Source organism: Pseudarthrobacter sp. NPDC092424 (genome assembly GCF_044754925.1).
Classification (GTDB): domain Bacteria; phylum Actinomycetota; class Actinomycetes; order Actinomycetales; family Micrococcaceae; genus Arthrobacter.
In genome coordinates, this window is the sequence record NZ_JBIVQC010000003.1 from 21,369 (window position 1) to 46,516 (window position 25,148).

At 67.4% G+C, this 25,148-nt stretch carries 24 protein-coding genes and 1 pseudogene; 14 read left to right on the forward strand and 11 right to left on the reverse strand.

Annotated features, from left to right (window positions below):
* The first annotated feature begins 6 nt into the window (after nt 1-6).
* The 6 genes and pseudogenes from ACIQCN_RS05830 to ACIQCN_RS05855 all read left to right on the forward strand — a co-directional run bounded on the left by ACIQCN_RS05830 (nt 7) and on the right by ACIQCN_RS05855 (nt 6,435).
* Nucleotides 7-1,011, forward strand: a complete 1,005-nt coding sequence (locus tag ACIQCN_RS05830) for an aldo/keto reductase family protein (protein ID WP_400607391.1) — start codon at nt 7-9, stop codon at nt 1,009-1,011.
* Nucleotides 1,012-1,144: 133 nt separating this feature from the next.
* On the forward strand, nt 1,145-2,230 hold the full coding sequence (locus tag ACIQCN_RS05835; protein ID WP_400609878.1) for a sulfite oxidase: 1,086 nt from the start codon (nt 1,145-1,147) through the stop codon (nt 2,228-2,230).
* A gap of 34 nt (nt 2,231-2,264) precedes the next feature.
* Nucleotides 2,265-2,648 carry an RNA-binding S4 domain-containing protein gene (locus ACIQCN_RS05840; RefSeq protein ID WP_400609880.1) on the forward strand — a complete coding sequence of 128 codons (384 nt, stop codon included), beginning with the start codon at nt 2,265-2,267 and terminating at the stop codon, nt 2,646-2,648.
* Nucleotides 2,645-4,126, forward strand: coding sequence for an amidohydrolase (locus ACIQCN_RS05845; RefSeq protein ID WP_400609881.1), 1,482 nt, complete (start codon nt 2,645-2,647; stop codon nt 4,124-4,126). The genes ACIQCN_RS05840 and ACIQCN_RS05845 overlap by 4 nt, the downstream gene beginning before the upstream one ends.
* A 126-nt stretch (nt 4,127-4,252) precedes the next feature.
* Nucleotides 4,253-5,694 (forward strand): annotated as a pseudogene (locus tag ACIQCN_RS05850) (HNH endonuclease).
* A gap of 123 nt (nt 5,695-5,817) precedes the next feature.
* On the forward strand, nt 5,818-6,435 hold the full coding sequence (locus ACIQCN_RS05855; RefSeq protein ID WP_400609883.1) for a uracil-DNA glycosylase: 618 nt from the start codon (nt 5,818-5,820) through the stop codon (nt 6,433-6,435).
* Between the two features lie 19 nt (nt 6,436-6,454).
* On the opposite strand, the gene ACIQCN_RS05860 is transcribed toward ACIQCN_RS05855, so the two are convergent.
* From ACIQCN_RS05860 to ACIQCN_RS05870, 3 genes are all read right to left on the reverse strand, one after another.
* On the reverse strand, nt 6,455-7,702 hold the full coding sequence (locus ACIQCN_RS05860) for a type II toxin-antitoxin system HipA family toxin (protein ID WP_400609885.1): 1,248 nt from the start codon (nt 7,700-7,702) through the stop codon (nt 6,455-6,457).
* A complete protein-coding gene (locus tag ACIQCN_RS05865) occupies nt 7,699-7,965 on the reverse strand; it encodes a helix-turn-helix transcriptional regulator (RefSeq protein ID WP_400609887.1) in 267 nt (88 codons plus the stop codon). The genes ACIQCN_RS05860 and ACIQCN_RS05865 overlap by 4 nt, the downstream gene beginning before the upstream one ends.
* Before the next feature lie 198 nt (nt 7,966-8,163).
* The gene (locus ACIQCN_RS05870) at nt 8,164-9,510 is read right to left on the reverse strand and encodes a DUF4241 domain-containing protein (protein WP_400609889.1); all 1,347 of its coding nucleotides are present in this window, start codon (nt 9,508-9,510) and stop codon (nt 8,164-8,166) included.
* 125 nt (nt 9,511-9,635) lie between these two features.
* On the opposite strand from ACIQCN_RS05870, the gene ACIQCN_RS05875 reads away from it, so the two are divergent.
* From ACIQCN_RS05875 to ACIQCN_RS05895, 5 genes are all read left to right on the forward strand, one after another.
* Entirely contained in the window at nt 9,636-10,346 is a 711-nt protein-coding gene (locus ACIQCN_RS05875) for a FadR/GntR family transcriptional regulator (RefSeq protein ID WP_400609891.1), read from the forward strand.
* 17 nt (nt 10,347-10,363) lie between these two features.
* Nucleotides 10,364-11,395: an asparaginase gene (locus ACIQCN_RS05880; RefSeq protein ID WP_400609893.1), complete on the forward strand. Its 1,032-nt coding sequence runs from the start codon at nt 10,364-10,366 to the stop codon at nt 11,393-11,395.
* 26 nt (nt 11,396-11,421) lie between these two features.
* Nucleotides 11,422-12,840, forward strand: coding sequence for an aspartate ammonia-lyase (locus ACIQCN_RS05885; protein WP_400609895.1), 1,419 nt, complete (start codon nt 11,422-11,424; stop codon nt 12,838-12,840).
* Nucleotides 12,841-12,850: 10 nt separating this feature from the next.
* The gene (locus ACIQCN_RS05890) at nt 12,851-14,359 is read left to right on the forward strand and encodes an amino acid permease (protein WP_400609897.1); all 1,509 of its coding nucleotides are present in this window, start codon (nt 12,851-12,853) and stop codon (nt 14,357-14,359) included.
* A gap of 194 nt (nt 14,360-14,553) precedes the next feature.
* The gene (locus tag ACIQCN_RS05895; protein WP_400607368.1) at nt 14,554-15,870 is read left to right on the forward strand and encodes an ATP-binding protein; all 1,317 of its coding nucleotides are present in this window, start codon (nt 14,554-14,556) and stop codon (nt 15,868-15,870) included.
* Between the two features lie 6 nt (nt 15,871-15,876).
* On the opposite strand, the gene ACIQCN_RS05900 is transcribed toward ACIQCN_RS05895, so the two are convergent.
* Both ACIQCN_RS05900 and gluQRS read right to left on the reverse strand, forming a co-directional pair.
* Nucleotides 15,877-16,494 (reverse strand): HD domain-containing protein, encoded by a 618-nt coding sequence (locus tag ACIQCN_RS05900; protein WP_400609898.1) that lies wholly within the window; start codon nt 16,492-16,494, stop codon nt 15,877-15,879.
* Nucleotides 16,495-16,522: 28 nt separating this feature from the next.
* Nucleotides 16,523-17,404: a tRNA glutamyl-Q(34) synthetase GluQRS gene (gene gluQRS / locus ACIQCN_RS05905; protein WP_400609900.1), complete on the reverse strand. Its 882-nt coding sequence runs from the start codon at nt 17,402-17,404 to the stop codon at nt 16,523-16,525.
* A gap of 327 nt (nt 17,405-17,731) precedes the next feature.
* On the opposite strand from gluQRS, the gene ACIQCN_RS05910 reads away from it, so the two are divergent.
* On the forward strand, nt 17,732-18,190 hold the full coding sequence (locus ACIQCN_RS05910; protein WP_400607360.1) for an Lrp/AsnC family transcriptional regulator: 459 nt from the start codon (nt 17,732-17,734) through the stop codon (nt 18,188-18,190).
* 6 nt (nt 18,191-18,196) lie between these two features.
* On the opposite strand, the gene ACIQCN_RS05915 is transcribed toward ACIQCN_RS05910, so the two are convergent.
* A complete protein-coding gene (locus ACIQCN_RS05915) occupies nt 18,197-18,652 on the reverse strand; it encodes an Lrp/AsnC family transcriptional regulator (protein WP_400609902.1) in 456 nt (151 codons plus the stop codon).
* 107 nt (nt 18,653-18,759) lie between these two features.
* Between ACIQCN_RS05915 and ACIQCN_RS05920 the strand changes: the two genes are divergently transcribed.
* A complete protein-coding gene (locus ACIQCN_RS05920) occupies nt 18,760-19,410 on the forward strand; it encodes a LysE family translocator (protein WP_400607356.1) in 651 nt (216 codons plus the stop codon).
* Here ACIQCN_RS05920 and ACIQCN_RS05925 read toward each other — a convergent pair.
* The 5 genes from ACIQCN_RS05925 to ACIQCN_RS05945 all read right to left on the reverse strand — a co-directional run bounded on the left by ACIQCN_RS05925 (nt 19,407) and on the right by ACIQCN_RS05945 (nt 24,551).
* Nucleotides 19,407-20,384 (reverse strand): tetratricopeptide repeat protein, encoded by a 978-nt coding sequence (locus ACIQCN_RS05925; RefSeq protein WP_400609904.1) that lies wholly within the window; start codon nt 20,382-20,384, stop codon nt 19,407-19,409. The genes ACIQCN_RS05920 and ACIQCN_RS05925 overlap by 4 nt on opposite strands.
* Nucleotides 20,385-20,422: 38 nt before the next feature.
* Entirely contained in the window at nt 20,423-20,926 is a 504-nt protein-coding gene (locus tag ACIQCN_RS05930) for a DUF456 domain-containing protein (RefSeq protein ID WP_400609906.1), read from the reverse strand.
* A 110-nt stretch (nt 20,927-21,036) separates the two neighbouring features.
* Entirely contained in the window at nt 21,037-22,233 is a 1,197-nt protein-coding gene (locus ACIQCN_RS05935; protein ID WP_400607351.1) for an NADP-dependent malic enzyme, read from the reverse strand.
* Nucleotides 22,234-22,514: 281 nt separating this feature from the next.
* A complete protein-coding gene (locus ACIQCN_RS05940) occupies nt 22,515-23,123 on the reverse strand; it encodes a TetR/AcrR family transcriptional regulator (RefSeq protein ID WP_400609907.1) in 609 nt (202 codons plus the stop codon).
* Between the two features lie 159 nt (nt 23,124-23,282).
* Entirely contained in the window at nt 23,283-24,551 is a 1,269-nt protein-coding gene (locus tag ACIQCN_RS05945; protein ID WP_400607347.1) for an MFS transporter, read from the reverse strand.
* A gap of 92 nt (nt 24,552-24,643) precedes the next feature.
* Between ACIQCN_RS05945 and rraA the strand changes: the two genes are divergently transcribed.
* On the forward strand, nt 24,644-25,117 hold the full coding sequence (gene rraA, locus ACIQCN_RS05950) for a ribonuclease E activity regulator RraA (protein WP_400607345.1): 474 nt from the start codon (nt 24,644-24,646) through the stop codon (nt 25,115-25,117).
* Nucleotides 25,118-25,148 lie beyond the last annotated feature (31 nt).

The following is a 25,148-nucleotide window of genomic DNA, read 5'->3' on the forward strand; positions in this document are numbered from 1 at the left end:
AAACCCATGGAATTCAGGTATCTCGGAAACAGCGGTTTCAAAGTCTCGGAAATCACGTTCGGCAACTGGCTGACGCACGGTTCGCAGGTGGAAAACGACGTGGCCGCCCAGTGCGTCCGCGCCGCGCTCGATGCCGGCGTCAGCACCTTTGACACGGCCGACGTCTATGCGAATACGGCCGCGGAAACGGTGCTGGGAGAGGCGCTGAAGGGCGAGCGCCGGGAGTCGCTGGAGATCTTCACGAAGGTCTACGGACCTACCGGGCCCAAGGGCAAGAACGATCTGGGCCTGTCCCGCAAGCACATCATGGAGTCCATCAATGGGTCGCTGCGCCGGCTGCAGACCGACTACGTGGACCTGTACCAGGCGCACCGGTACGACTTCGAAACGCCGCTGGAAGAGACCATGCAGGCGTTCGCAGACATCGTCAGGCAGGGCAAGGCCCTGTATATCGGGGTCAGCGAGTGGACCGCCGATCAGCTGCGCGAAGGCCACAAGCTGTCGAAGGAGCTTGGCTTCCAGCTGATCTCCAACCAGCCGCAGTACTCCATGCTTTGGCGGGTCATCGAGGCCGAGGTAGTGCCGGCGTCGGAGGAGCTGGGTGTATCGCAGATCGTCTGGTCGCCGATGGCCCAAGGCGTACTGAGCGGCAAGTACCTGCCCGGCCAGCCGGCTCCGGAAGGCAGCCGCGCAACGGACCAGAAGGGCGGGGCCAAGATGATCGAGCGCTGGATGCGGGACGACGTCCTGGCCGGCGTGCAGGAGCTGAAGCCGATCGCGGCCGACGCCGGGCTGTCCATGCCGCAGCTTGCCGTGGCGTGGGTGCTGCAGAACCCGAACGTGGCCTCCGCCATCGTGGGGGCTTCCCGGCCGGAGCAAATCGCGGACAGTGTGGCTGCCGCCGGCGTGAAGCTGGAACCGCAGGTTCTGAAGCGGATCGACGACGCCATCGGCTCCCTCGCCGAGCGGGACCCGGCGCAGACCAAATCGCCGGCCCAGCGGGAAGCCTAAACTCCAGACTCCCGCGCCGCCCTCCCCGCGGAGGGCGGCAGAGGGCGGCGGGGCCGTTGACGGCGCGTGCACCCGGGCGTAAACCTGTGAGGAGGGGGAACCAGCCACACCGGGCCCAACAGAACGCCGCGCCATGAAGCAGACCCAGCGGAACCGCAATGCCGCCCCTCCTTCCACGGGACCGCTCACCCGGGAGGAACTCCAGCTCGCCGCGCGGAACCACTCGATGCCGCTGGAGGCGCTCCGGTACGAAGTCACGCCGCCGGGGCTCCACTACGTCCTGACGCACTTCGACATCCCGGACATTGACCCCGACCACTGGCACCTGCGTGTCCATGGCGCCGTGGAAGGCTCCCTCGAGTTGTCGATGGCAGCGCTGCACCGTGAACCGGCCATTACCGTGCCCGTCACGCTTGAATGTGCCGGCAATGGCCGGTCCCTCCTGGAGCCGCGGCCGCTTAGCCAGCCCTGGGTGCTCGAAGGCGTCGGCACCGCCGAGTGGACCGGGGTGCCGCTTGCCTACCTGCTGGGGAAGGCCGGGGTGCGGCCGAATGCCGTCGACGTTGTCTTCACCGGGGCCGACTCCGGGGTTCAGGGCGGCGTCCCCCAGCGGTACGCACGGAGCCTGCCGATCCGCGAGGCGTTGCGTCCCGACGTCGTGCTTGCCTACGCCATGAATGGTGCGCCGCTGCCGCCCCAGCACGGCTATCCGCTGCGCCTGGTGGTTCCGGGCTGGTACGGCATGGCCAGCGTGAAATGGCTGGAATCGATCGAGGTGGCCACCACCCGTTTCACCGGGTTCCAGCAGGACGTCGCGTACCGGTACCAGGAATCCGCGGACGACGGCGGCACTCCCGTTTCGCGGATCCGGGTGCGTTCGCTGATGGTTCCGCCGGGCGTCCCGGACTTCTTCACGCGGACCCGGATCCTGCCGCACGGTCCCGTTCTGCTGCAGGGCCGCGCGTGGTCCGGGGAAGGTGCGGTGACCGGAGTGGAGGTGGGCATTGACGGCAAATGGGTGCCCGCCCATCTCGAGCCGCCCGCCGGCGGCTTCGCCTGGCGCAAATGGACCCTCCCGTGGGTGGCCGATCCGGGCGAGCATGTCCTGAGCTGCCGCGCCACGGATGTAACCGGCGCTGCCCAGCCCCTGGAGCAGAACTGGAACTACCAGGGGCTGGGCAACAACGTGGTCCAGCGGGTGCGCGTGCTGGTCGAGTGAGGGCAGGGGCGCGGGGCTATACTCGGTCCCAGCCATGACGAGCCTTCCTTCTTCCCCCGCCGCCGTCCGCATTGATGCCTGGCTGTGGGCAATCCGCGCCTACAAGACCCGGTCGGCGGCCACAGCGTCCTGCCGCGCGGGTCACGTCCGCCTCAACGGCACCCCGGCCAAGGCCTCGGCCACCCTGGTCACCGGCGACACCGTCACCGTGCGCATGCCGGGGTACGAACGCATTCTCGAGGTTCGCAGGCTGATCGCCAAGCGCGTTGGGGCCGAGGCGGCGTCGCACTGCTTCACGGACCACACCCCTCCACGCCCGCTGGCCCCTGCGCTCGGTATCCCTCAGCGGGACCGCGGCGCCGGCCGGCCCACCAAGAAGGACCGCCGCGAAATGGACCGCCTCCGGGGGCCGGCATGACCGGCCTGGCGCTCAAATCGGTCCGCTTCCCGGGTGACGGTGCTGCATACGACGTCCACATCCGCGACGGTGCCGTGGCCGGCGTCTTTCGTCGGGAAGCGGCCCCCGGCGCCGGCTTGCCTGTGCTGGACTGCAGCGGACGATACCTGATTCCCGGGTTGTGGGACGAGCACGTCCACATGACCCAGTGGGCCATGCACGCGAACCGGCTGGACCTCTCAGGCGCGGCGTCGGCACGCGAGGCGGCGGCCGCCGTCGGCCGTTCCCTTGCCGGCGTGGACACCGGGGAGGGGACCTTCGTGGGCGTCGGCTTCCGGGACGCCCTGTGGAGGGACAGTCCCACGCGTGACCTGCTCGACGCCGCGTCGGGGGAACGCCCCGTCGCGCTGGTGAGCCATGACCTGCACTGCGTGTGGCTCAACAGCGCGGCCGGACGCCGCTATGGCGTGGAACTGGACGCGTCCGGGCTGCTGCGCGAGGATCCGGCGTTCCGCCTCACCCGGGAGCTGGGCCGGCTGCCGGACGCTGTGGTGGACAAGTGGGTGGACTCCGCCGCCCGGGCTGCTGCCGCACGCGGCGTGGTGGGCGTGGTGGACCTGGAGATGACGTGGAACCGGGAGCCGTGGCTGCGGCGGATCGCCGGCGGCTTCGACGCCCTGCGCATGGAGGCCGGCGTCTATCCCGAGGATCTCGATCGCGCGGTTTCGGAGGGCATGCAAACCGGGCAGGAGGTCGACGGCGGTGGCGGGCTCTTGCGCGTCGGGCCGCTCAAGGTGCTTATCGACGGCTCGCTCAACACGCGAACCGCCTACTGCGTGGACCCGTACCCGTTCGGCGGGCACGGGCTCCTGACGGTCAGCGCCGGGGAGCTCCTGGCGCTGCTGGAGGCGGCCCGGGATACCGGGTTCCTCCCGGCCGTCCATGCGATTGGCGACGCGGCGAACCAGGTGGCGCTGGATGCTTTCGAGCGGGCGGGAATTGGCGGGCGGATCGAGCACGCGCAGTTTGTGCGGCGGGAGGATTTCCCGCGGTTCGGCGCCCTGGGCGTGGTGGCCAGCGTCCAGCCCCTGCACGCCCTGGACGACCGCCACGCCGCCGAGTCCAACTGGCCGGACGGGACGGACCGTGCGTTTCCCCTGCGCTCCCTTCTCGACGCCGGCGCCACGCTCGCGCTCGGTTCCGACGCCCCGGTGGCGCGCCTCGATCCGTGGGCGGCGATGTCCGCTGCCACCACACGGTCTGCCCTGGACGGGCGGGAGCCGTGGCAGCCGCAGGAGGCCATCACGCGTGAGCAGGCCCTTTCAGCGTCGACCCGGGGGCTGTTTGGGGCGGGAATCCGTGCGGGTGATCCTGCCGATCTGGTGCTCCTGGACGCCGATCCCCTCGCTGTTCCGGAACCTCATTTTGCCGCCATGCCCGTGGCGGCCACGCTGGTGGCAGGACGTTTTACGTACGACGGCGGCTGGGCGGATTTGTAGGCCGGGCCACCTGGCGCAGTGGTCGACTTAGAGCCTGGAAACCACTGGTTTTCCACAGAGGGCGGGTTTTCCACATAGGCCTGATGCTTACGGGAAGTTGGCTGCACGGGCTGGAAGACTTGGTTCATGGTGATGCTCAGGGAACCAGCAGGGGTGGAGGAGGCCGAAAGCCGCGGCCTCCCCGCGGTTCCAGACGTCCTGGAGCTGTTGGACCGCGTGCCCGTTGCCGCAGAGGGGCCAGGCATGATTGATCAACTGCGCCTACTGGAAGATCTGAAATCCGCCGCCACCGCGCTCCAGGCCCGGATCGCCGTCACTTTCGATGCTGCTGAGCGTCGCGCCCAGGCCGCTGCAGGCCTCCCTTCCGGTGAGGTGGGACGGGGTGTTGCGGCGCAGATTGCCTTGGCGCGTCGGGAATCCCCGGCCCGGGGCGGAAGGCTGCTGGGCCTGGCCCGGGCGCTGGTCACGGAGATGCCCCACACGCTCGCCGCCCTAGAGGGCGGACAGCTCAATGAATGGCGCACCACCCTTTTTGTGCGGGAAACCGCGTGCCTGCCCGCCGCTGACCGGTGCGCCGTAGACGAGGAACTGGGAGCAGACGCCGGCGGCCTCGCCGGCGCGGGCGACCGCACCATCCTTGCTGCAGTCCGTGCGGCAGCCTACCGGCGGGACCCACGGTCCGTCGCCCAGCGGGCCAGCCATGCCGCATCGGAACGCACCGTGAGAGCCTCCGGCCTGCACCGGACACCATGACCTACCTGACTGCCCTGCTTCCCGTCGCCCAGGGCGTGGCCGTGCATGCCGCGCTCACACGGGAGGCTGATTCGCTGCGCTCGGCCGGAGACGGCCGTTCCAGGGAACAGATCATGGCCGATTCGCTGGTGGAGCGCGTTACCGGCACCCCGGGAGGCGTCACGAGCATCGAGATCCAGCTGGTCATGACTGACCGCACCCTCTTCCAGGGCGACTCCGAGCCCGCCCGGTTGGCCGGTTACGGCATCATTCCGGCGGAAAGAGCACGTGCAGCCGTCACTCGCCGGTGCAGTACCCGGCACGGCGTTTTCCGGCGGTGCATTTTCCGGCGCACAAGGTTTCTCCGCCCGGGAAGAGATCCCGGCGCCGGACGCCATCTCCGCCCCGGCAGTCTTCCTCAGGCGGCTCTACACAGCCCCGGGTGGCGGGGAACTGGTTGCGCTGGATTCCCGGGCCCGGCTCTTTCCGCCGGGTCTCCGGCGCATGCTCCAGGTGCGCGACGACGTCTGCCGCACGCCGTACTGCGACGCGCCCATCCGCCACCACGACCATATCGTGGCGTGGTGCCGGGACGGTGCCACGCCACTGCCAGGAACGGCCAGGGACTGTGTGCAGCCTGCAACCACGCCAAAGAGTCCCCCGGCTGGTCGGCCGCGGCTGTGCCCGGGCCCCGGCACACGGTGGAGCTGCGCACCCCCACCGGTCACGGCTACCGCTCAACAGCACCACCGCTGCCGGGAACAGCGCCGCCGTCGGGAACAAGGTCGCGGGAAACAGCAACACCCACGGATCACCAACTGCCGGTTCCCGCCTGACTCTCACGGCAGACGCCGGTTGAGAGGCGGTGCCTCCGGCTTCCCCTGCCCACCTCCAGCAGTGAAAGCGTAGAGTGGCATAAGACGCCTGATTCTGGACGCCTTGCTGCCGAGGGAGACATCGTGACGATTGACTGGGACGAAAAAAAGGCCCTGCTACAGGAACCGAACATCGCGAAGGTAACCCAGCTTTGCGATGAATTGATGGAAAAGAAGCCGGGCTCTACCGTCCCGTACATCGACCCAATCCACGATGAAGACGAATGCCGGATCGTCAGCCTCCACATCAGTCCGGGGAAGGGCACCGAATCAGGTTTTGTCTCCCATAACAACGACGACGAGGCCGCCCGGCGCGCCACCCAGATCTACGAATTAGCAGAACTGGACCCGCGTTACGTCATGCCCTGGAACGCCTACCCGTGGGTGCGGGATCCCGGCATGCCGTCGGCCCTGAGCGTGCAGGAAAAGACAGACGGCTTGCGCCCGTTCCGCCAGTTCCTCAAGATCAACTCCCGTGTCTCGGCAATCATTGCGCACGGTACGGATGCTTCAGCGTTCCTCACGCTTTTCGAGAAGACCTATCACTCGTCGCTGAAGAACAGCGGAATCAAGATCTACAAGGCCAGCGCCCTGGGCGGCCGCGCGTTTGCAGTCTCGGAGGCCAAGCAGGAAGAGCTCCTGACCAAGAACGTGGATATCTACAAGGACGCCATGCAGCGGGCGGGTATCCAGCACTTGTAGCAGCCTCCCCAGTCCCTGCTCAACCCTCCAGCAGCCTCCGCCGGTGTTTCAACTCCTTAACCCACGCCCTGGTGACGAGATCGGGAAACGGCGAACCGCCGCCGTCGGACGTTCCTGCCAGGCCTGCGCCGCCAGCAAAAGCAGCACCGGACTCAAGGTCACCGATGAGCGGGCCGGACGCTTTCAGGGCAGTATCCACCACCTGGGCGGCCGTGCGGTCGGTCAGGCCCAGCTCCGCGGCCCAGCCCAGGAAGTGGCGGCGGGAGATGCCCGTCCGCTTGCCGTTGAGGGCCAGCGCAAGAGTTTTGTCACCGTAGACCACGGTGGAGGGAATGTCGTAGACGGGGGCCATGGTCCATTCGCCGTGCGGCTGCTGGACCATTGAGACGTTCTTGGCATGAAGGTCGCCGTTTCCGGTCAGCCAGGCGAACGCGGCCTGAATTGCAAGGTTCCTGAGCGCAGGCATCGGCGCCGAGCAATAGTCGGCCAGTGCCCGGCAGACCTGGCCGTACCCCACGTTGTACTTGTCAGCCGGATAGAGCTTCAGCACTTGGGCTCCGTCCTCCACCGCCAGCCGCTGCACTCCCTGAAGGCCGCCACCGGGAAGCGGCACCCGGTCGAAGCGTTCCACCAGTAGCCCCGGCCGGCCGGCGACGTCCCGGATCAGCCGGACCCGGCTTAGCGGGATCCTCAGCCTGGCCGCATAGCGAAACATCGCCAGCTCGTTCTCAACCACGTGCGGATACTCGGGGGCGTTGAGTTTGAGGATGAACTGGCGGCCGGTGGCGGACACCGGCACCGAGATCATTCCGGCGGACATCTTGTCCTGAACGCCCGCCAGGGCCACCGGATCGATCAGGTCGGGATCCCCCAGCAGCTGGTCAAAGTCCACGGGCTGCTTTGGATTAAGCCGGACCGCGTGGTCATCGGGATCCAAGGGCTCCCCGTGCCCCACGATCTGCACGTCCCCCACCGGGTTTCCGCCGGCGGCGATGAGCAGGGACAGATCGTCATCAGCGCTGGTCTTGATGGAGCGGCGCAGGGCATTCAGGCGGCGGCCCTCGGGCAGGAGTCCGGTGAAGTACGGCGGGGCGGCACCTGCCGCGGACAGCACCGGTTCGCTGCTGAGCGGCAGGGACGTGGCGACGGCGGGTCCCCCGGTCTCGAGGTACGCGGGCAGGTAGCTGAAGCGGGTGCCGCCGTCGTGCCGTTCCAGACGCGCGGCAAGGACGCCGGCCTTATAGATGTCCGCGACGCGGTGCCTCATTGCTCGACGCCGTTCTGGGCGGTGTGGTCGGCGTGCGTGCGTGCGGCCTGGCTGGTGCGGGTGCCGAGCGATAATTCCAGGCCCAGCGTGTCCAGCACTGCAAGCAGCGAGTCCAGCTGGACACTCGACTTTCCCTTCTCCACGAAACGGACAAAACGCTCGGAGACGCCTGCCATATCGGCGACATCGTGCTGGGTCAGCCGGAGGACTGCCCGGCGGCCGCGCACCTCGGCAGCGACCTTTTCTGCAAATGAGCCGGTCATGTTGAATTCCTTAGGCACGAACGTACCGATATTGGTCTGGCTCAACTCTAGGCCGGACCGTACTTCCCCGCAAAGGGCGGATGCGGTACGAACGTGCCGGAACGGGTCCATAGGGGTTCATGCGCACCCATATGGGGCACTAAACGCACTCGGGTGATCACAGGTGAAATCACGTTCCAGGTAGACAAATCGAGCGCGTTAGATGTGCCGGTAGCCGAGATACCGGGTGACCTCGAGTATCGAGCCGGGCGGGGGAGCCGCGTCAGGACGCCAGGTCTTGCTGGACCTACCTTCGGTGATGAAGGTGCCGAGACGGTTACCGTCCATGAGGAGCGTGCCGTCCGGTGCCACAACGCGCAGACCGGTGACATCCCCACCCCTGCTGCTGATGACGAACGCCCTGTCATAGGCCGCGATCTGCAGTTCGAGGCCGGCGAGTTCAGGGCTGCTGACCGGGCCGGGTTGGAACGGCACGCGTGTGGCGCGCACGATGTCCTCTGCGAGCACCCGGAAATCCACAAGGAGGGAGGTGAGACCTCCGTCGGCGGCCACACCCCAGTAGCAGGGGTAGGTCCCGTCCCCGTACCCGCTCGAGACCATGACCGCATCCATTGCCTCGCCGGCGAGGCCGAACATTGTCCCCGGCGCTCCCACGAGCAGTGCCGCATGCTCTTGAAGCAGCTCCTCTATGCGCTGGGCCTGGCATTGCACAAGCGACCCGGCATCCAGGAGCGCAACGCTTCCGACGTCGACCCCCACACTGCGCGTGCCGTCGGTGAACTCGGCCGGATGCCAGCTGACCGCTGGCGCCTCGGAGAGCCGCAGCCGCACGGCGACAGTCACCTCCGAAACCGTTGCAACTTCCACGGGGTACGTCCCCGGCACTATGCGCCGCGCCAACGGGACGAAGTGGGCGTCTCCAAAACCCAAGTCCAAGACTGCGAGCACGCCCGAGGCGCAGGTGAGATTACCCAGGTGGAGTACTTCGATCGGCGCCGGGTTTTCGAATGGTCCGGCCATACGGCCAGCTGTAAACAGCCCCGGCACGTCGAGCTCCAGATGGGCTGGCAGGTCGGGCAGGGCGGCTTCGGATGTTGCACCGAGCATGAGTGCCTTGGCCCGGGCCGGATCGACGAACGGGGCTCCGGGCGGGTTGAGGAAAGTCGAGAGCCGGGAGATCCGCCAGCCGTCATCGCCGCGCCGCAATTGGTACTTGTAGTAGTAGGGGTTGTTCCCTGCACCGTGAATAACTGAGCGCACCGTCGCGGTGTCCTCGTCCACCTCGACGTCGGTGATCTGCTCGGCGCCCGGGTGGTGCGCGGGACTGGAAGACAGTGCGCCTTCCCGGCCGGTACGCATTCCCGGCGTGCAATGGGTGGCGAGCAGGCCAGACAGCTCGGCGGCCCAGGTTTCGAACACCCGGGGGTCGAATCCGGACGGGTCCGGCGACTTGCCCGACCGTTGCCACCTTGCATGGAAATCGGCCACGAATGCCTCGACCCTGGCGCGGGCCTCATTGCGGGTGACGCTTGACAGTTCCTCCATGGCAGGAGGCTACCGGGCGGGACCTTGAGACGGCACGGTTTTCCGGGATGAATACTGAAAGTTCACCCAGGACCTTGGGCCCCGGGGAATTGACACCTCCTGTGACCCCTGCCATATTTAAAACCATGAACCTGTCAGACAGCCGGACAGCAGGACAGCCTGCGGCCTCGCCGCTCGCCCGCCTCAGCGCTGCCGAGGCGGTGTTCAACGCGATTCGCAAAGACATCGAAGCGGGTATCGTCCCCGTCGGCGGCAAACTCGGCGCCGAGGCAACGCTGGCCCAGCAGTACGGTGTCAGCCGCTCGGTGATCCGGGAAGCGCTGCGGTCCTGCACTGCGCTCGGCCTGACGGTCACCAAGACGGGCAAGGGCACTTTCGTCGTGGCCAACACGGTGGCCAATGACCTCACATTGGGCCGATACTCCGCCCGCGACCTCACCGAAGCCCGTCCCCACATCGAAGTCCCTGCCGCAGGCCTTGCGGCCGAGCGCCGGTCCGACGAGGAGCTGGACACCCTCCGCAGCATTGTTGCCGCCATGGCCACCGAGTCCGATCCTGAATCCTGGGTGGCCCTGGACTCCAGCTTCCACGCTGCCATTGCCGCCGCCAGCGGAAACAAAGTCTTCGCCAGTGTTGTCGCGGAGATCCGCAGCGCCCTGGCCCACCAGTCCGAAACCCTGAACATCGTGGCGGACCGGCAACACGACTCCGACGTTGAACACCAGGAAATCCTCGCCGCCATCGAGTCCGGTTCCGCGGACGACGCACGGGCCGCCATGGCGCGGCACCTGGACGCCGTGGACCGCACTCTCGGAACAATCCTCAACCACAAGTAGCACCCGACAAGGAACCCATGCTCTCCCCCGCACCTTCCCCTGCCCTGGCCGCTGCCGCGCTTCCGCAGCACGCACCCCTCGTCACCGCAATCCGGGACGGCGTCGTGGAAAGCATCCATTACGGCTCCGCGGTCGCCACCGCCCCGGACGGCACCACCTTGGCCGCTGCGGGCGACCCCCTTGCCCCGTTCTACCCCCGCTCCTCGCTCAAGCCGCTCCAGGCGGTGGCCATGCTCCGCGCCGGCCTGCAACTTCCGGCGGACCTGCTGGCCCTCGCCTCGGCAAGCCACTCGGGCGGCACCCGGCACCGCAGCGGCACCCAGCGGATACTCGCCATGCACGGGTTGACCATCCACGACCTGGAAAACAGCACCGACCTGCCCTACGGCATCATCGAGCGCGAAGCGTGGCTGCAGGCGGGCCTCCACGCCACCCGGCTGACCCAGAACTGCTCCGGCAAGCACGCCGCCATGGCTGCCACCTGCGTCATCAACGGCTGGCCCGTGCGCGGCTACCTGGACCCGTCGCATCCATTGCAGCAGCTCATCGCCGCCACCATCACGGAACTGACCGGCGAGGAACCGCTCGCCCGCAGCACGGACGGCTGCGGCACTCCACTGTTCGCGCTGACCCTGCGCGCGATGGCCCGCGCCTTCGGCCGGATTGCACGTGCCGCCGCAATCCGGAAAGACGCGGACGACGGCGGACCGGCCTCCCTGGGCGCCGAGGCCGCCGTCGGACTCGCCATGCAGCATCACCCCGTGATGGTGGCCGGCGAGCGCCGGGACGTCACCGAGCTGATGCGGCGGCTTCCGGGCGCCGTGGCGAAGGACGGATTCGAAGGTGTCCAGCTGGTGGGGCTCCCGGACGGCCGCGCCACCGCGGTGAAGATTTCCGACGGCGGTGACCGTGCCCGGATGCCCGCGACCGTCGCCCTGCTCGATGCCCTCGGCGTGGATACCGCCCCGCTGGCCGGCATCGCCGCAGCGCCCGTGCTCGGTGGCGGACGCCGCGTCGGCCTGCTGCAGGCCACCGACTTCCTGTCCTAGACCCCAACCCATTTCGTGAGGACCCCATGACCATCACAGACACCGCCGCGGAAACCCGGTCCGAGCACGATCTGCTCGGCGACCGCGATGTACCCGCCGCCGCCTACTGGGGCGTCCACACGCTCCGCGCAGTCGAAAACTTCCCCATCACTGGCCAGCCCCTGGCCTCCAACCTCCACCTGGTCCGCGGACTGGCCGCAGTGAAGCTGGCCGCAGCCCGCGCCAACCGGGGCCTGGGCCTGCTCGACGCGGAACGCGCAACAGCCATCGAACAGGCCTGCCAGGACATCCTGGAAGGACGCCTGGCCGATCAGTTCGTGGTGGACGTGATCCAGGGAGGCGCCGGGACGTCGTCGAACATGAACGCCAACGAGGTCATCGCCAACCGGGCCCTGGAAATCCTCGGCCGGCCGAAGGGCGACTACTCCCGGCTGCACCCCAACGACCACGTCAACCTCAGCCAGTCCACCAACGACGTTTACCCCACTGCGGTGAAGCTCGGCACGATCTTTGCCGCGCGGGAGCTGCTGGCCGCCCTCGAAGAACTCGAAGACGCGTGCGCAGCCAAGGCGGTGGAGTTCCGCACCGTCGTGAAGATGGGCCGCACCCAGCTTCAGGACGCGGTTCCCATGACCCTTGGCCAGGAGTTCGGCTCCTACGCCGTAACCATTGGCGAGGACCGGCTCCGCCTGGCCGAGGCTGAACTGCTCGTCCACGAGATCAACCTGGGCGCCACGGCGATCGGAACGGGGTTGAACGCTCATGCCGGCTACGCCGAGGCGGCCTGCCGGCACCTCGCCGAGGTGACCGGCCTGCCGCTGGTCACGGCACCCGACCTGATCGAAGCCACCCAGGACGTCGGCGCGTTCGTGCACCTGTCCGGAGTCCTGAAGCGCGTGGCCGTCAAGCTTTCCAAGATCTGCAACGACCTCCGCCTGCTGTCCTCCGGCCCGCGCGCCGGGTTCGGCGAAATCAACCTGCCGGCCGTCCAGTCCGGCTCCTCCATCATGCCCGGCAAGATCAACCCGGTGATACCGGAAGTGGTCAGCCAGGTGGCCTACGAGGTCATCGGCAACGACGTCACCATCACCATGGCCGCGGAAGCCGGCCAGCTTCAGCTGAACGCCTTCGAGCCCATCATCGTCCACAGCCTCCACAAGAGCATCTCCCACCTGGAAGCCGCGTGCCGCACCCTCACGGCACGCTGCATCCGGGGAATCACCGCCAACACCGCCCATCTTCGGCTCACCGTTGAGCAGTCGATCGGCCTGGTGACGGCGCTCAACCCCCATCTTGGCTACGCCACGGCAACCGCCATTGCCCAGGAGGCGCTCGCCACCGGCAAGGGCGTGGCTGAACTGGTCCTCGAGCGCGGGCTCCTCACGGATGCCCGGCTCCAGGAACTCCTCAGCCCCGAACGCCTGGCCAACCTGAGCACCACCTAAGGAACTCCCTATGACGAACTCCCCCATCACTGACCACACCATCCCGCCCCAATCCCATGCGAGCGAAACCGCACTGCACGCCGAGGACAAGGGCTACCACAAGAACCTGAAGCCCCGGCAGATCCAGATGATCGCCATCGGCGGCGCCATCGGCACCGGCCTGTTCCTCGGCGCGGGCGGGCGGCTCAACGCGGCAGGCCCTTCCCTGGTGATCGCCTACGCCGTCTGCGGTTTCTTTGCTTTCCTGATCCTCCGCGCCTTGGGCGAACTGGTGCTGCACCGCCCTTCCTCAGGATCGTTCGTGTCCTACGCCCGGGAGTTCTACGGCGAGAAGGCCGCTTTCGTGTCAGGCTGGTTCTACTGGATCAACTGGGCTACCACCACCATCGTGGACATCACCGCGGCGGCCCTCTACATGAACTTCTTCGGCAACTACATTCCGTGGATGGCCGCGGTCCCGCAGTGGGCGTGGGCCCTCATGGCCCTGGTGGTGGTCCTTGCACTGAACCTCGTGTCCGTTAAGGTCTTCGGTGAGATGGAATTCTGGTTCGCCCTGGTCAAGGTCGCGGCGCTGGTCGCCTTCCTCGTCGTGGGCACCTACTTCGTCATCTTCGGCACGCCGGTGAACGGCCAGGAAGTGGGCTTCAGCCTGCTGACTGACAACGGCGGCATCTTCCCCAACGGTCTGCTGCCCATGATCATCCTCATGCAGGGCGTCCTGTTCGCCTATGCCTCCATTGAACTGGTGGGCACCGCGGCCGGCGAAACGGAGAACCCGGAGAAGATCATGCCGAAGGCCATTAACTCCGTGGTCTTCCGCATCGCCGTGTTCTACGTCGGCTCGGTCATCCTCCTGTCCCTGCTCCTGCCTTTCACCTCGTACCAGAAAGGCGTCAGCCCCTTTGTGACGTTCTTCGGTTCCATCGGCATCCAGGGCGTGGACGTCATCATGAACCTCGTGGTCCTTACGGCGGCCCTGTCCTCCCTCAACGCCGGGCTCTACTCCACCGGCCGGATCCTCCGCTCCATGTCCGTCAACGGCTCCGCCCCGAAATTTGCTTCCCGGATGAACAAAGCCGGCGTGCCCTACGGCGGCATCGCCATCACCGCGGGCGTGTCGCTGCTGGGCGTCCCGCTGAACTACCTGGTCCCTGCAGACGCCTTCGAGATTGTCCTGAACGTCGCGTCCGTAGGCATCATCATGACCTGGGCCACCATCGTGCTCTGCCAGCTGCAGCTCAAGCGCTGGGCGGACAACGGCTGGGTCAAGCGGCCGTCATTCCGGATGTTCGGTGCCCCGTACACCGGCTACCTGTCCTTGCTGTTCCTGGTGGGCGTGCTGGTTATGGTCTTCATCGATTCCCCCCTGACCATGCTGGTCACGGCCGTCGCGTCCGTCCTGATGGTGTTCGGCTGGTACGCATGCCGCACCCGGATCCGCCAGATCGCCGAAACGCGCGACGGGCACACCGGTCTCTCCCCCGTGGTCGCCAACCCGCCGGCGGCAACGTTCAAGTAGTGCCGTCACGGCGGAACCCTATGGCGGCAGCGCCCATGCCCGCGGCGACGTGACGTCTGCCCAGTGCAACGCGGGGTCATATCCGGCCCAATATCCGTCCTTTCGGCGGCCGGAAGTGACCCCGCGTTGGGTGCTCGCCTATGCTCGGCAGTATTGGCGCGCTGGCTCAATGACGAACCACGGGAGATACGCATATGACCACCTGGCGGATCAGGGACTTCCACTCGGCTGACCTGGACGGAATCCTGCACCTTTGGGAAACCCTCAAGGCAACCAATGTAGAGCCCGTGTACGCGCTGTCCGAGGTACTGGCATCCTGCGAAAAGGACCATGCCGTGGTGGCGGTGCTCGGCGAGCAGGTGGTGGGTGCCGCCGTCGGACGCGCCGCGCATGACCAGGGCTGGATCGTCTTCCTGGCCACCCTCCCCGAATTCCGCGGCCGCGGGATCGGCACCTCGCTGCTGGCCGCCGTCGAAAACCGGATGGCGCCGCACGGGTTGAACAAGCTGTCCGCGCTGATGCCGGAATCCGAAACCCGCGTGGAGCCTTTCCTTGGCCGCGGTTTCGCCCTGAAGAAGAACCTGCGGTACTTCGAGCGGACCATCCCCGTGCAGCGGCAGGAACTCGGGGCGCTCGGCCAGCTGGGCGGCCGCATCCTGGCACGGGACCTGTGGGAAAACGTGGCCGGCATGCGCCGGGAGAAGGAACTGCTGGAGCGGCGCCTGGTGCTTCCCCTGGCCGAGGCGGACCTGGCCGACGAGTTCGGGGTCGTGCCGCCGCGGGCCGTGGTGCTCTTCGGCCCGCCCGGCACCGGCAAGACCACCTTTGCCAAGGCTATCGCGTCCCGCCTCGAGTGGCCGTTCGTCGAAGTATTCCCCTCCAGGCTCGCCGCGGACCCCCAAGGCCTCGCCGGGGCCCTTCGCGAAACTTTCCTGGAAATCGCGGAGCTGGAACATGCCGTGGTGTTCATAGACGAGGTGGAGGAGATCGCGTCGCAGCGGTCCGGTGAGCCGCCGTCCCCCCTCCAGGGCGTCACCAACGAGCTGCTGAAGATCATCCCGGCGTTCCGTGAGCAGCCCGGCCGCCTCCTGGTGTGCGCCACCAACTTCATCCGCGCGCTGGACTCGGCCTTCCTGCGTCACGGCCGGTTCGACTACGTCATTCCCATCGGCCTGCCCGACCGCCAGGCCCGCGAAGCCATGTGGCAGCGCTTCATCCCAGCCCCCGTGGTGGACGCTGTGGACGTGGCGCTGCTGGTGGAAAAGACCGAAGGATTCTCCCCCGCGGATATCGAGTACGCGGCCCGCAGCGCCTCCCAGCGGGCACTCGAGAAAGCAGTGTACGACGACGGCGGGCTGGCTTCCGGCGGGACGCCTTCCGTCCGCGAGGCGGTGCGGAAGGGGCCCTCCACCCAGGATTACCTGGACGCCATCAGCGAGACCCGGACCACCGTCAGCGCCGAAGTGCATCAGGACTTCCTCGAGGACATCGACGCCCTGGGCCGAGTATAAGGGCCGCTAGGCTCCGCTTCCGCCGTCGTAACGGAGGTTCCCGTAATCCGTGTCGTCCGCCTCATCCAGCTGGGCATCGAACTGCTCCAGCAGCCACGGGTTGGCCCGGGCCAGGATCTTCCGGACCTCTTCCACGTCCACGGCGGCGTAGAGCACCGGCCGGGCATCGCGGTACTTGGTCACAGGCGGCTTGTCCGGCCACTTCGCCGCCAGCGCCTGGACCCGCTCCGGAAGTGAGTTATGCGCATTGTCCGCAATCTTGACCAGGGCTGCGTCGTGGTCCCGCGCGATCTCGGAGATCCCAGCCTGGTAGTCGTCCGGGTTGCTGTGCAGCCGGTTGGTTACCCGCTCAATGATGTCCACGGAACGCTCGGGCACGCCCATCTCCAACAGTGCCTGCCGCGTCATCGGCGTGTCCTCGGCGATGTCATGGAGATAGCCGGCAATCCGGATCTCGTCGTCGAAGTCCGCGAGGGCGTCCCCGACGGCAAGGACGTGCTCACGGTAAGGGCGCTTCAGTTTGTCCTTCTGCCGGTTGTGGGCCACCTCGGCCAGGACCTTGGCGGTTTCCACGGTGAACCGGTACTGCGGGGCGTTTGATTCTTCGGATTCTGGTGCGGACATGGCTCCACCCTACGCGCCGGCCGGGAGGTCAGGATCCGGGCCAGACCCATGGTTCCCGCGGGAGGGCCTCGGGCCGGAACCCCGCAAGCGCCCGTTCCAGTCTTCCGCCGGGGAGGCCCAGCGACTCTAAAAGCCGGTCACGCACTGCCTCTACCGGCACGCCGGCTGCGGTCAGGTCGCCCAGCGTGACGGCACCGTCGCGCTTGGCCAGCCGGGCGCCGTCGTGATTTACCACCAGGGGCACATGCGCATACTCCGGAACCGGAATATCAAGAAGCGCTGCCAAGTAAGCCTGGCGCGGAGTAGAGGAGAGCAGATCGTCCCCTCGAACCACCTGGTCGATGCCTTGGGCAGCGTCGTCCACGACGACGGCCAGGTTGTAGGCCGTCACACCGTCATTGCGGCGCAGCACAAAGTCGTCCACCGCCCCGGTATATGCCCCGCGCAGAACATCCCGGACGGTGCACTCCTGGACCTCCGCCCTGAGTCGGACCGCAGCAGGCCGGATGGACCGCTTGAACTCCAGTTCCGCCGGATCGAGGTTCCGGCAGGTTCCCGGATAGGCGCCCTGTGGCGCGTGCGGCGCCGAAGGGGCTTCCTGGATTTCCCGGCGGGTACAGAAGCACTCGTAGGTGAGACCGGCGGCGCGGAGCCGCCCGATCGCGTCGTCGTAGAGGGAACCGCGGGCGGTCTGGCGTACCGGCTCGCCGTCCCACGTAAGCCCGATCGCGGCAAGATCCCGCAGCTGCAGCGCTTCCGCCCCGGAGCGGGTGCGGTCCAGGTCCTCCACGCGGAGCAGGAACCGGCGGCCGGTGGAACGGGCAAAAAGCCAGGCGAGGATGGCGGTGCGCAGGTTCCCTACGTGCAGTTCACCGGACGGGCTGGGGGCGAAGCGGCCGGCTGGGATCATGGATCCACCCTAGCCGCAGCAAGGCAAGAGCCCCTCAGCTACCGATAAAGCCGGTGCGTCCGGCGATCGGTGGCTCAGGGGCTCTTGCCATCGTGGTGCGGAATGACGATGCGTGAACAAGAGTCATCAGCGGCAGCCTCCTTGCGGGAAGCGGATCCAGCTGCCGGGTGGTGTGCCGGAAAGCCTGTTAGCCCGCGGGCTCCGGCGGTAGCCGTTGCCCTGTTGCCAACATTTCAGCAGCAAGCCTACAGTTGGTGCAACGAGCCCCCACCCGATTGGTCAATTTGACCAATACTACAGCGACCGTTCGGCAGGAAAGTGATCAGATTGCAGCAACTCGACGCTACCGACCGTCGTATCCTCAACGCACTGGACGATGACCCGCGCGTACCGATCATGGTGCTGGCCCAGCGCCTGGGACTGGCCCGCGGCACGGTGCAGTCCCGGCTGGAGCGGATGACCGCGTCCGGCGCCCTGCGCCCGCACAGCAGCCGGGTGCTGCCCGCTGCGCTGGGCCGGGGTGTTGCCGCCTCCGTGAGCGCAGAACTGGACCAGAGCCACCTCAACGAGGCCATCGCGGCGCTGCGGAACATCCCGGAGGTACTGGAGTGCCACGCCCCCGCCGGCGACACCGACCTGCTGATCCGGGTGGTGGCCACCAGCCCGGACGACCTCTACCGGGTGTCCGAGGAGATCCGGCTGTGCCCGGGCATCGTGCGGACCTCCACCAGCATGTTCCTCCGCGAGGTCATCCCGTACCGCACCACCGGCCTGCTGCAGGCGTAGGCGCTGTTACACCGGGGGTCCGGAGTTGGATTTCACGGTCTTCATCACCAGCGTGGAGGTGAGCCGTTCCACGCCGGGGAGGGACGTGAGTTCAGAGTCGTAGAACCGCTGGTAGGCGGGAAGATCCTCGGCGATGACCTTCAGCAGGTAGTCTGGCGAGCCGAACAGCCGCTGCGCCTCCACGATGTTGGGATGGCCCGCGACGCGGCCCTCGAAAATTTCCATCGTGGGCCGGTCCACCTGGCGCAGCGTGACAAAGACAATCGCTTCAAACCCGAGGCCGACGGCGGCCGGGTCGATGTCCGCCTTGTAGCCCCGGATCACTCCGGACTGCTCCAGATCGCGCAGCCGGCGGTGGCACGGCGCCACCGTTAAACCCACCTGCGCGGCCAGGGCCGTGGCAGTCATCCGGCCGTCCTCGCGGAGGTGACGCAAAATATTCCTGTCTATATGGTCAATCACGCAATAATGCTACTGCCCCGCTCGGAAGGGCGGCAAAAAAGGGACAGCACTTTCGCCCCGAAACTTCCTAAGGTTTGTGCAATACGACATCCCGACAGGAGAATCCCATGAACCCCGAGCTGTTCCTGGCCTTTATCGCGGTGGCGGTTGCCTTGGCCTGCACTCCGGGAGTGGACTGGGCGTTCACCATCAGCGCGGGCCTCCGGCAGCGCAGCTTCGTCCCGGCCGTCGCCGGCCTGTGCAGTGGCTACGTCCTGCATACCGTCCTGCTGGTGGCGGGCCTCGCCGCGCTGCTGGCCGGTATGCCCGGCGTGCTCGGCTGGCTCACCATGGCCGGCGCCGTGTACCTGCTGTGGCTTGGCGTCAGCACCCTTCGCTCGTGGCGCGGGGCCACCTTCAGCGCGGGAGCCGGCGACGAACGTTCCCGCACCGGGCGTTCCGGCGGGACCCAACTGAAAGCCTTCCTGCAGGGCGTCGGCACCAGCGGCATCAACCCGAAGGGTCTGTTGTTTTTCGTGGCCCTGGTGCCGCAGTTCGTCAGTGCGGAGGCAGCGCTGCCGGTTCCGGTGCAGTCGGGCCTGCTGGGGCTGACGTTCGTACTGCTGGTCGCGTTCATCTATACGGCGGTGGCACTGCTGTCCCGGACGCTGCTGCAGAGCCGGCCCGGGGCCGCGCGCGCCGTCACCCTCGCCAGCGGGGTGATTATGGTGATCCTTGGCCTGGCGCTGCTGGGCGAACAGATCCTTGCCCGCGCCTAGTCATCGCTGAGCCGGCGCCAGTCCTGTTCCCACATCCGGCGCAGTTCCTGGTCCTTGCGGATGGGCACCGGAGCCTCGATCTCCTTCTGCGGCACGGGATCCGGATGCTTCCTGCGCCAGTCCCGCGGATGGAGCGAGCGTCGGGAGGAGTCCAGGACCAGCAGCGCACGGTCGGTCAGCGCGTCATTCCGGAGCACATAGTGGGTCTTGCGGCGCCGCAATACTTCGGCGATGGCCTGCTGTGCAGCCTCGAAGCGGCCTTCCCGGCGCAGTGCACGTGCGCGCACCAGCAGGAGCGCGGCGGAGAGATCGTCCGCGTTCAAAAGCCCGTCGGTCCAGTCAATCACGGTGCGGCTCCGGCCCAGCGAAAGGGCAAGGGTGCAGCGGGCCAGCGCGGTGGGGAGCGACGGCGGCAGCCCGGTCAGTGCCTCCAGCGCCGCTTCCGTCCGGCCGGTCTCGCGGAACGAATGCGCCAGCGCCAGGAAGACTGATTCCTCGCTGAAGAGGACGGGGACGGCCAGGCGTTCGGCGACCTCGACCCGGGTGACCACGCGCGTGAGGTAGGTGGAGGAGTAGCGGTTGGCGTCGTCGTCGTTCCTGGTGGCCAGCCCGCGCTGGAGCAGCTCCGATGCGCGCAGGTAGCCGCCGTGCTGGTAGCCGAGCAGCCCGGCCATCAGGTAGCAGAGGCCTGCCCAGCCGGGGTTGGCGCGTGCCAGCGCGATCAGCGCGCCCGGTTCTCGGCTGGTGAAGATGGCCTGGTGGACTGCCTTGGCGGGCCTGGGGAGAAGGAGCCGGGGGCGCGGGACCGGGCCGTCAACCGCCAGCAGCGCCGGGTGGCGGGCGCCGAGCACGCCCGTCATGAATTCACCCACTCCGCCGGCGAGGTCGTGGACCGGCGTGCGCACCTGCAGCGGGCCGAACGGGGTCAGGTCCCGGCTGTCCCAAAAAATCGGTGCAGTCTCGCCGGCGGTCATCTTCCTATCGTAACGGCGCCCCCGACTGCGTCCACGGGTCAGCCGTTCAGCGCCGCCACCCATACGCCCGCCACCCACGTGCTCGCGGCGAGGCAGGCCAGTCCAAACTCGGCAAGCATGCCCAGGCCGGTCGCCTTGAGCGCCGCCCAGCTGGACGTGGCCGCCGTGCCAAGGTTCCGCGTCCGGGCCACTTCACTGAGCAGCAGCCCGGCCGCGAAACCGATGAACAGGCCGGCCACGGGAATGATGAACATGCCCACAACACCTGCCACGATGCCCACGACGATGCTGTGCCCGGGAATCGCGTGCTGCTTCAGCTTCCGGCCGGTCAGCACGGCACTGGCGGCCATCCCCGCGGCAACGAACAGCATGCCGACGGCGAACACCACCCACCCGACGGTGCCCGCACCGCCCCAGATGGCCCACGTGAGGAGGGCAGCCCCGATCAGGATGCTGCCGGGCAGGACCGGAATGACGGTACCCGCCACCCCCACCAGGATCGCCAGGCCGCACAGGATAGTCACCACGGTCTCGGAGTTCATGGGCTTCAGTCTAGGGCCGGCGGTGGATGGCACTTTCCGGTGCTGATGCATGACGGCGGCGCCTCCTTGCGTGAGGAGGCGCCGCCGTCGTGCTCATCCCCCTGGAGTGCTTATTCGGCAGCGGCTGCTGCCACCGCCGCGGTGACGGCGGGAGCGACGCGCGGGTCCAGCGGGCTGGGGACGATGTAGTCAGCCGAGAGGTCCTCCGCCGCGAGTTCCGCGATGGCGTTCGCCGCGGCGAGCTTCATGGCCGGGGTGATGCGCCGGGCGCCGGCATCCAGCGCGCCACGGAAGATTCCGGGGAAGGCCAGGACGTTGTTGATCTGGTTGGGGAAGTCGCTGCGGCCCGTGGCCACCACCGCCGCGTACTTGGCGGCGACCTCGGGGAGGACTTCGGGGTCCGGGTTGGACAGCGCGAACACGATGGCGTCCTGGTTCATGAGCTGCAGGTGCTCCTCGGCCAGCTTCGAGGACGAGACACCAATGAAGACGTCAGCCCCGGCCAATGCCTCGGCCGGTCCGCCGCTGATGCCGCGGGGGTTGCTCCGTCCGGCGATGTCCGCCTTCTTGCTGCCTGCATCGGCGGCAAGGTCGGGGCGTCCGCTGTTGATGACACCGCGGGAGTCCAGCAGCACCACATCCGGGATGCCGGCAGCCAGGAGGATTTCGGCTACGGCGACGCCCGCAGCGCCGGCGCCCGAAACGACGATCCTGAGGCCTTCCAGCCCGCGGCCGGTCACCTTGGCGGCGTTGGTGAGGGCAGCCAGGGCAACGACGGCGGTACCGTGCTGGTCATCGTGCATGACCGGGCAGTCGAGGGCCTCGATGAGCTTTTCTTCGAGCTCGAAGCAGCGCGGGGCGGAGATGTCCTCCAGGTTCACGGCTCCGAAGCTGGGGCGCAGGCGGACCAGGGTTTCCACGATCTCGTCCACGTCCGTGGTGTTGAGGACCAGCGGAATGGAGTCGAGATCGCCGAAGGTCTTGAACAGGGCGGACTTGCCCTCCATGACGGGAAGGGACGCGCTGGCGCCGATGTTGCCCAGGCCCAGGACGGCCGTGCCGTCGCTGACCACGACGACGAGGCGCTCGGCCCAGGTCAGGGTGCGGGCGAGTTCGGGTGTGGCGTGGATGGCCCGGCTGACCTCGGCTACACCCGGCGTGTAGGCGATGGAAAGGTCGCGTTTGTTGGACAGCGGAACGGTGCTGCTGACTGAGAGCTTGCCGCCCTGGTGGGCTTCGAAGATCTCTGCCTCGGTCAACGCGGTGGCTGCGGAATTGTCGGTGGTGCTGATGGCGTCAATGGACACGTCGTTGTCTCCTGGTGCTGGCCATCTACAGACGGCACGTGGCGGCTGCGGCGCACGGGCGCCGGCGAGGAAAAGTTGCGTCAGGAAACCCAGGGGTGGCGGGTCCGTGGAAGCTGCGGGGATGCGTCCTGTGGCTTCGCTTTCAGCAATCGTAGGCAAGCGAAAAACGGAGGGCGTCCCTCTTGACACGCGTAACCCCAAGCCAAACCGTTTTATCGCGTCCGGATGTGACTTACGTCATGCGATTATGGCGGATTTATTGCCTGTTTGGTCTAGACCGGTTACGCGCTTTGATGGAGTGTGTAGCCCACGCGGTCTCCCGATGAGAGGTGCGAACACGCCTTTTTGAGGTCCTCTTCGGCCTCAAAAAGGGACAACCGACGGTTTCGGACGGACTGGACCAGACCAGTGACCGCCAGGAGCAGAATGCGTGCCGAGGTCCGGTCGCCACAGGCTTCCGCAACCGCACGCTCACTGAGCTCGTCGATCTCGCGCAGCAGGGCCGTGGCGTCATGGTGCGGCAGGTAGACGCCGCGGCTGAGGCACTGTTCGACGGCCGGCTGCATGACCCGCATGTGGAAGATCTCCATCACCAGCCCCGTGAGCCCGCGGCCCCTGAAACGCGGCGTGAGCACCCGGCTCGCGGCCGCCAGCTCCTCAAGCTGATGGCGGTACAGGGCCAGCATCAGGTGCGTCCGCGTGGGAAAGTAGCGGTACATGGTGCCCAGCGGAACGTCGGCCTGGGCCGCCACGTCGGTAAGCTCCACGTCGCACAGCCCCTTACGGGCGAAACTGCCCGCCACCTCCAGAATGCGGGAGTAGCGCAGCCGCTGCCTCGGAGCGGAGGGTCGGGCGGCCATGGGCGGATGATCTGGAAAAGTCTCAGGCATCATGTTCCGGGGTTGGTTTCGACGTTTGCAGCAGTCGGGACCTTCGCCATAACGGACCGCCTGCAATCCGGATTAACTATACGGCACGGATCCGTTGCGTAATTAGTCAGGCGCCTTAGCTTCCAGCTGTTCCAGGTCCTTTTGAAGCGGCAAAAAAGATCAGGCCACGCCCTTGATTTTCACCACGAAGACGGCCCCCAGCAGGCCGATGACGGCCGCCGCCAGGAACAGCGTGGCGTAGCCGCCCAGGAACTGGACCGAGAGGAAAGCCAGACCCGGCGCCACTACCTGCGGCAGGGAGTTGGCCACGTTGATCACCCCCATATCCTTGCCGCGGTGGGCAGCCTGCGGCAGCACCTGGGTCAGCAGGGCAAAGTCCACAGCGAGGTAAGCACCAAACCCGATGCCCAACACCGCGGCGCCGGCCAGCGCACCCGGCCAGACGGGAAAGAACGCCATGATGGCGCCCGCCATGGCGATGGTTACCGATGAGCCGATGACGAAGGGCTTCCGCCGTCCCGCCCGATCGCTCCAGGGTCCGGCGAGCACCGCCGTCACCATGACCATCAGCGCGTAGATGCCGGTGAGGATAAGGACTCCGGTGGCCGGATCGTCATGTTTGATGATGTCCCGCAGGAAGAACAGCAGGTAGACGATGGTCATCTGGTTGCCCACGTTGACCAGGAACCGGGTGAGCCAGGCCCAGCCGAAGTCCGGGTAGCGCCGCGGGCTGACATAGAACCCCCGGAGGAAATCCGCCGGCCGGAACGGTTGCAGGGCGCCAGCGGGCAGGACCGGGTCGTTCCGGTGGAACAGGTACGGCAGCACGGACAGCAGCAGCGCCGCCGCGCAGAGCCAGTACCCCACCATAAAGTTTCCGGAGACCACGGCACCGAACACTGCCCCCGTCAGGATGCCCAGCGTCTGCCCCATGGCGGCCAGGCCGCCCACTCCGCCGCGCTGGGGAACCGGAACGCGGTCCGGAACGGCAGCGGTGATGGCGGCGTAGGCCGCATTGGCGCCCAGCTGGACCAGGCACCAGAAGAGCACCATCAGGGCCACTGCCGCGGCGCCGGACATCGCCAGCAGCGCGGCCGCTGCCAGGACGGCGCCGGCCAGCACCCAGGGGGAACGCCGGCCGAAACGGGACGTGGTGCGGTCCGAAAACGCACCGAAAAGCGGGTTGGCCACCAGGGACACCGCAGCGCCGCACGCAGTGACCAGCGACAGGATCGCTTCTTTGCTGGGGGCGTCAATGCTGATGGCCTGTTGGCCGATGAAGACGTTGATGGGGCCGAAGAACGCGGCGTTGATGCCCACGTTGACCAGCACCAGGCCTGCGACCCAGCGGGCCGTGACCCTCCGGGTGGGCTCGGCGAGCGCCGCGGCCGCAGGATCCGCCGGAGCGGGAGTATCGGGCAGACTCATGGCGTGCTTCCCCTGGTGCGGCGGTGATGTTAGGAGTCAGACTATCGTGGGCCGTAAACCGGCCACCGCAGGGACCCGCACTAAGGAGACGCATGAGCCAGCCCATCAACACAGCAGACCTCTACGACGAACGGGGCGGGCAACTGGCCTCGGTGTCGCTGCAGTTCCAGTCCCTTGGCGGGCGGAGCCACTTCAGCGGCAAGGCGCGGACCATCCGCTGCTTCCAGGACAACGCGCTGGTCAAGGCCACGCTCGCCACCCCGGGAAACGGTGCGGTGCTTGTGGTGGACGGCGGCGGCTCGCTGGGCACGGCACTGATGGGGGACATGATCGCGGAGAGCGCCGTGGCCAACGGATGGGCCGGCGTCGTCATCAATGGCGCCATCCGGGACCGCCAGGCAATCGCGGCGCTGGATCTGGGCGTGAAGGCCCTGGGCAGCAACCCGCGCAAGAGTGCCAAGGACGGCGCCGGCGAGGTGGATGTGGACGTGGTGATCGACGGTGTGACCATCCGGGCCGGGGCCATGATCTGGTGCGATCCGGACGGCATCCTGGTGGAGCGCTAAAGGGCCAGCAGGAAGAATCTGCCGACACCGG